Origin of the sequence: Microtetraspora sp. AC03309 (assembly GCF_020826795.1) — a bacterium.
In the GTDB taxonomy this organism is placed as follows: Bacteria; Actinomycetota; Actinomycetes; order Streptosporangiales; family Streptosporangiaceae; genus Microtetraspora; species Microtetraspora glauca.
Window position 1 is genome coordinate 1 of the sequence record NZ_JADDIL010000153.1, and the last position, 6,275, is coordinate 6,275.

Genomic DNA, 6,275 nt, shown 5'->3' on the forward strand with positions numbered 1-6,275 from the left:
CATAAGGAGTCTGGCCCCGCGTCATCCGAGGCGAGGCCAGAACGCAAGATCTTCAGTGATCTTCTAGATGATTGAGTCCAAGGGCTTCGGTCGCGCTCAGTGGTCGTAGGCGATCAGGGAACGCTTGATCGGTTGTCCGGTCTTGTCGTTGTGCCAGATCGCGGCAGTCAGTGCCAGGGTCCGTGTCAGTACGCGGATGATGACACCGGCAGGAGTACGGGCACCGTGTCGTTCCAGGTCGAGCTGACCCTTGAAGGTCTGGTTGATCGACTCGATGGTCTGCCGCAACGGCTTGAACAGGCGTGCTCCGGCCCGCTCGGGCTCGCCCTTTCGGGCCGGGCGCAGCAGTCCAAGCCGGTATCGACTCCGTCTCGGTCACGCCTGACAGCTTCTTCGCGGTCAAGACCAATGTCTCCGAGGCAGAACGCGAGACCGGTCCGGCGGGCAACGACGAGGCGAACCGGGGCCGGATGGGAAAGGGCTCCTGATAACGGGTGCCGAGCTCTCCCGGCCTGCGGGCGGCCGATCTTGGCGAAGAGTTGAGATCGACATGAGCGTGAACGCCGATCCGAGGCGGTACGAGAGGGGTGCCGGGTGTGCCGGTGCCAGGCCCCCGGCATCGTCGTCGGATACGCGCAGGACGCCACCGACTGCCCGGTGTACGCGCCCGCTCAGCCGCAGCTGGGACCGGGGACCATCCGTGAGGAGCCAGGCCGGCGAGAAGGTCTGCTGGCACTCCGGGCGCAGCGCCTGGACGCAGGCCGCGAGGGGGCGAGCACAGCGATAAGGGGGACGGCGGAGCCGATGGAGCGTCCAATCGTCGTTGGTGTTGATGGGTCGCAGGGCTCGCTGGAGGCCGCCGCGTGGGCCGGGGCCGAGGCCGCACTGCGCGGCGCGCCGGTCCGGATCGTGCACACGGCGCTGCAGTGGGACTATTACGTCCCGCTGGTCCCGCAACCCGATCCGTGGAGCGCCGCGGTGGCCGAGGCCGCTCAGGAGATGCTGCAGGAGGCCACCAACCGGACTCGCGCCGGCCATCCGGGCGTGCAGGTCAGCACAGAGCTTGTCCAGGGAGGGCCGTCGGAGGCACTGGTCGCTGTCGCGGAGGAGGCGCAACTGATCGTCGTCGGCAGCCGGGGACGCGGCGGGTTCGCCGGGCTGCTGCTGGGATCGGTGAGTTGGCAGGTCGTCTCACGGGCGCGATGCCCCGCCGTTGTCGTCCGAGATCCGCACGCCCGCCCCACCGGGCAGGTCGTCGTGGGTGTCACCGGCAGACCCGACCAGGGGCCGGTCCTGGATTTCGCGTTCCGGGAGGCCGAGCTGCGCGGCGCGGACCTGCGTGTCCTGCACGCCTGGACCCGCCCCGCCGGAATCGGGCCCGGTGGCACGTCACCCCTGCCGTACGACGTCGAGGCTGTGGGCAGGGAGGAGGAGGTCCTGCTGGCCGAGAGTATCGCGGGATGGCGGGACCAATTTCCCGATACGCGCCTGATTCAGCAAGTCGTGCACGAACATCCGGCCAAGGCGCTGATCGACGCGTCGGCAGACCACGACCTCACGATCGTAGGGGCGCATGGCGGGGCCCGTGCCCTGCTCGGCTTGGGATCCGTGGCGCATGCGCTCGTGCACCACGCACGCGGCCCGGTCGCCGTCGTGCGCCACTAACTGTGTCCGGTGGCAAGCCCGGACGCTTGGCGGAGCCCATATCGCTGAGGTGAACGGGACCTCTAACCGGGGAGCTTCCCCTGCGCATCAACGGCCGCCGGGCCGGCGGCTTCTGCCCCTGGCCGACCTTCGACGATCACGACGTTCTCGTCCGCCATGCCGAACGGACTGCCGAGGTCAGGGGCCGACGCGGTACGGGCGCATCATCTCGTTGTCCTCGTGCTCCAGGATGTGGCAGTGCCAGACGAACAGGCCCGGCCGGTCGAATACGGCGACGATCCGCGTGATCTCCTGCGGGTAGGCGATGACGGTGTCCTTCAGTCCGGCCTCCCAACGCTCCGCGGGACGTGGGGCGTCACCGAATGGCTGGCGCCCGACGACCCTGAACTCCACCTCGTGGACGTGGATCGGATGCGCGTCCCTGGTGAAGTTGTGAAACTCCCACGTCTCTGTGGCGCTGACCTCGGGGTTCTCCGTCACGGGATCGGACCACATCTGTGCCCTGCCGGTGCCGTCGGCCGTGCCGAGGAGTACAGCCGATGATCCCCCGCCGGGGATGGCCGCCGACATGTGCTCGAGCAGGGCGAGCTTCCGAGTCCGGGTCGCCGCGCCGATCGGCGGCACCGCCGGAAGGGTGAGCTGGCCGGGGGGCACGGTCGTGTCCCGCCCGGCGAGTGGTCCTACGACGAACTTCATCACCTGTCCCGTGACGGCGGGGTCGGCGGGCGCGGCCGCGGAGCTCCCGTTGAAGGCCCCGTCGGGGGCCTCGTTGATCAGGTAGAGCTGTGTGCCCTCCCGCGAGCCGGTGAAGTCGACGATCACGTCGGCCCGCTCGGCCGGCGCCAGCAGCAGCGTGCCAAGTTCCACAGGGACCGGCAGGAAGCCGCCGTCCCCTCCGATCTGCCAGAAAGGCAGCGCCGCGGCCACCGGGCGCTTCCCCCGAGGGTTCGCCACGATCTTGAGTTTAAGGAAGCGGGAGTTGCAACCGTTGAGGAACCGTAACCGGAAACGGCGCGGTTCGACCGTCAGGACCGGCCAGGTCCGACCGTTCGCCATCATGGTGGTGCCGTAGAACTCTGGATTCCAGATGGGTGGTACGTCGCTGCCCGGGATGTATGGCCCGGCGAAGTGGTCGAAGGCGGCGCGGCCCCCCGGGTAGAGGAGCGAACCGTCCGCGGCGAACGATCGGTCCTGAATGACGATGGGTATCTCGTAGTGCTTCGTGCCGCTTGGGTCGCCGAGCGTCGGCGCGGGACCCGGCAGCACACCGGCTGGGAGGTCCTCGGTGCCGCCGCGTAGCAGGTAGAAGCCGGTCAGCCCCGCGTACACGTTGAGCCTCGTGATTCCCAAGGTGTGGTCGTGGTACCACATCGTGGCGGCCCGCTGGTCGTTCTCGTAGCGGAACACCGCGGCGCCCGGCCTCCAGGAGATGCCGTACCCGCTCGCGAACGCTTCCGCGTAGTCGGCGTACTTCGACCCTTCGGTCGCGTAACCCGGCGGGACGTTGCGCGCCGCCGGCAGGTACCACGCCTCGGGGAAGCCGTCGCTGTGCTCCGCGTTGCGCCCGCCATGGAGGTGGGTGACGATCGGCACCGGCCCGCGATAGCGGTCCGGGGTCGCGATGAACGACGGGCGCGAGTCCCGCCCCGCGACCCCGCCGGCGGGGTTGGCCCAGTGCAGCGTCGGGTCCACCGGAAGCAGGTGCGGGAGCGCGTCGCCGTTGCTGTCCGTCAGCTCGTTCACCCAGGTGACCTCCACGGGGCGGCCGAACTTCGCCTCCAGGGTGGGGCCCGGCGAGCCGAAGGTCTCCGGGTGAAGTACCGATCCATACCCCCAGACGGTGGTCGGCGGGCTGCCGGGCGGCAGGATTTGCTGGCGGAACTGCCGGACGCCGATGGTGTAGCGGTCCACCACGCCGCCCGCCGGGGAGAGCGGGGGCATCACGGGCGGAACCGCCAGCGGCGTGACGTACTTGTCGATCGACGCCGGATCCATCATCCCGTCCGGCACCGCACCGGGCCGCCATGCCGCGGCGCCCTCCAGGAGAAGCGCTCCGGCTCCGCCCATGCCGGCCTTCAAGAACTGCCGCCTCGTGATCATGCGCCCCCCTGCGGTGGCCCAAGGGACCCGATTCCTCTGTTACTACCCGTCGTCGCCGGTCCTCCGGACGATCACACGGGAGGTACGGCGCAATCGGGTCCTGAGCCGGTCACCGAGCAGACGGATGGAGGTCGGCGGGTCGGCCGCTCCCGGCGGATCCGGACCTGGTCCGGACCGATGCACGCCGATTCCGTGGCCGATCCGGGCCATAGGCGACCCGATTGGACCTGGGACCCGCGAGACCAGGGGCTTAGGGCCCTAGCTGCGGTGTTTTCAGGAGCGCAGCGTGGTTGAGAAGGGAGATTTCCAATGCCGAATCTTGGTGTCGCCATCGTGCGGCAGTATGAGCGCGGCGTGGTGTTCCGGCTGGGTGAGGTCCGCAACGTCCGCGAGCCTGGGCTGCGCTTCATGATTCCGCTGGTGGACCGGATGCGGAAAGTGAGCCTGCGCACCGTGACCATGCCCATCCCGTCGCAGCAGATCATCACCCGCGACAACGTCTCCATCGGCGTCGCCGCGGTCGCGTACTACCGCCGCGTCGACCCGGTGAAGTCGATCGTCGAGATCGAGAACGTGGAGGCCGCCGTCGGCCAGATCGCGCAGACGACAGTCCGCAACGTCGTCGGACGCTCCCTGCTGGACCAGGTCCTCACCGACACGGAGAAACTCAACGAGTCGATCAAGCAGATCCTCGACCGGATCACACAGCAATGGGGCGTGTTCGTCCTCCTCGTGGAACTCAAGGACATCGAACTGCCGCCGACCATGCAGCGGGCGATGGCCCGCCAGGCCGAAGCCGAGCGCGAGAAGCGAGCGAAGATCATCGCGGCCGAGGGCGAGGCGCTGTCCGCCGGACGCCTGGCGGAGGCCGCCGACGTCATGGCCGACCACCCCATCGCGTTGCAGCTGCGTAACCTGCAGGTACTGAGCGAGATCGCCGTGGAGCACAACTCCACGATCGTGTTCCCCGCCCAGTTCCTCAGCAGCGTCCGCGCGGTGAAGCGGTTCGTGAGCAAGGAGCGCCCTGAACACGCCGAGGCTCCGACGCTCGTGCCTTGAAAACTCCTGACGCGACGAGCCGACGGACACCGGGTGACCGGCGGTGTACCGGGAGCAGTGTGAGCGCCGGAGATCTCGAGTACCTCGGAGGAGAGGGCGATGGAGCGCCGGGACTGTTTGCTTTCGGGGGGCCGATTTTGAACGTGCTGTCGGCCTGTCGCTTTCCAGGCCCGCCGTACGCGCAAGGTCGGGACGGGCTTGCCGAGGGCGCCGATGTCGCGTACCTGCAAGGCGGCGAGTTCCGCGTAGCGCAGGCCGGTGCCGAATTTCAAAGATCATCCGTGGTCTGGTGATCCCACGGTGAGCCCATGAAGATCAAAACAGTGAGTGATGACCAAGGGATCCTCCGGTCAGGGGCGATACAAGCGTGGAGCGGGTGGTGGGAATCGAACCGTCACCCGCCACTCGTCACGTCACTCGCCACGCATGTCGGCGAGCGCCGACTCGAAGGCGTCCATCTCGCGCTCGATCCGGCCGAGCCCGGCGGACGGCAGCCACGCCATCACGCGTGACACCCCGGCCTTCTCGCACTCCTCCAGCACGGCGGGATCCGAGGGGGCCGACAGCATCACGATCCGGATGAGCCTGCCCGCGTCGTCCGCCCGGCCGAGCAGTTCGGGGACCCGCTCCAGGACGCCGGGACCGTAGTTCGGCAGCCAGGCGTCGCCGTACGCGAGGACGCGGTCGAAGACGCGGGGACCGGTTCCGCCCACCAGGATCGGCGGGTACGGCTGCTGGGCCGGTTTGGGCCACGACCACATCGGGCCGAACGACACGAACTCGCCGTGGTACTCGGCGTCGCCGTGCGTCCAGATCCGTCGCATCGCCTCGATGTGCTCCTTCATCACGGCGAACCTGCGGGCGGGATCGACCCCGTGATCGCGGATCTCCGGATCGTTCCAGCCCGCGCCCACGCCGAGCTCGAACCGCCCGCCGGTGAGGGTGTCGACGCTGGCCACCGCCTTGGCGAGCGCGATCGGCTCGTGCTGCGGGATGAGGCAGATCGCGGTGCCCACCCGCAGCCGGGTCGTGGCCGTGCCTGCGGCCGTGCACGCCACCAGCGGGTCGTGGGTGTGCCAGTATCTGCGCGGCAGCGGCCCTCCGTCCGGCCCCAGAGGCGTGGCGCCGGTCACCGGGATGTGGGTGTGCTCGCTGAACATCAGCGCGACGTGGCCCCGTTCCTCGACCACCCGGGCGAGCGTGGCGGGATCGACGGCGTCGTGCGTGGCGAAGTAGCCAAAGCCGGAGTCCATCGCCCCAGCGTAAGCCGGAGGACGAGCATGGCCCGGGGGCGACACTCGGCACATCCGCGCAGGTCCGGCCGTGTATCGGTGCTCTCCCTGCCCCCTGGCGGCACGTGCGCCGCCGGGTCGCCGTCGCCCACCACGACGACGCGCCGCCGCCTGTCAGTTCGCGGGGACCGGGTCCTCGGCGGGGAAACGGGCGGGGAG

At 69.3% G+C, this 6,275-nt stretch carries 6 protein-coding genes; 3 read left to right on the forward strand and 3 right to left on the reverse strand.

Going from position 1 to position 6,275, the window contains the following annotated elements; translation table 11 throughout:
* Positions 1-96: 96 nt before the first annotated feature.
* Positions 97-288, reverse strand: coding sequence for a hypothetical protein (locus IMZ11_RS41535; protein ID WP_228648924.1), 192 nt, complete (start codon positions 286-288; stop codon positions 97-99).
* Between the two features lie 306 nt (positions 289-594).
* Between IMZ11_RS41535 and IMZ11_RS41540 the strand changes: the two genes are divergently transcribed.
* Entirely contained in the window at positions 595-1,665 is a 1,071-nt protein-coding gene (locus IMZ11_RS41540; RefSeq protein WP_228648926.1) for a universal stress protein, read from the forward strand.
* A gap of 177 nt (positions 1,666-1,842) precedes the next feature.
* Here the strand turns inward: IMZ11_RS41540 and IMZ11_RS41545 are convergent, their stop codons facing one another.
* Positions 1,843-3,765 (reverse strand): multicopper oxidase domain-containing protein, encoded by a 1,923-nt coding sequence (locus IMZ11_RS41545; protein ID WP_228648929.1) that lies wholly within the window; start codon positions 3,763-3,765, stop codon positions 1,843-1,845.
* 309 nt (positions 3,766-4,074) lie between these two features.
* On the opposite strand from IMZ11_RS41545, the gene IMZ11_RS41550 reads away from it, so the two are divergent.
* Both IMZ11_RS41550 and IMZ11_RS41555 read left to right on the forward strand, forming a co-directional pair.
* Complete coding sequence (locus IMZ11_RS41550) at positions 4,075-4,824, forward strand: slipin family protein (RefSeq protein ID WP_061258111.1); 750 nt, start codon at positions 4,075-4,077, stop codon at positions 4,822-4,824.
* A gap of 59 nt (positions 4,825-4,883) precedes the next feature.
* On the forward strand, positions 4,884-5,117 hold the full coding sequence (locus tag IMZ11_RS41555) for a hypothetical protein (protein WP_228648931.1): 234 nt from the start codon (positions 4,884-4,886) through the stop codon (positions 5,115-5,117).
* Positions 5,118-5,237: 120 nt separating this feature from the next.
* Here the strand turns inward: IMZ11_RS41555 and IMZ11_RS41560 are convergent, their stop codons facing one another.
* Positions 5,238-6,077 carry a TIGR03619 family F420-dependent LLM class oxidoreductase gene (locus IMZ11_RS41560; protein ID WP_228648933.1) on the reverse strand — a complete coding sequence of 280 codons (840 nt, stop codon included), beginning with the start codon at positions 6,075-6,077 and terminating at the stop codon, positions 5,238-5,240.
* Between the last annotated feature and the right edge of the window lie 198 nt (positions 6,078-6,275).

Excerpts from the sequence above, each read along its gene's own strand:
- IMZ11_RS41560 (WP_228648933.1), bottom strand. The coding sequence starts at position 6,077 with ATGGACTCCGGCTTTGGCTACTTCGCCACGCACGACGCCGTCGATCCC.
- IMZ11_RS41545 (WP_228648929.1), bottom strand. The coding sequence starts at position 3,765 with ATGATCACGAGGCGGCAGTTCTTGAAGGCCGGCATGGGCGGAGCCGGA.
- IMZ11_RS41550 (WP_061258111.1), top strand. The coding sequence starts at position 4,075 with ATGCCGAATCTTGGTGTCGCCATCGTGCGGCAGTATGAGCGCGGCGTG.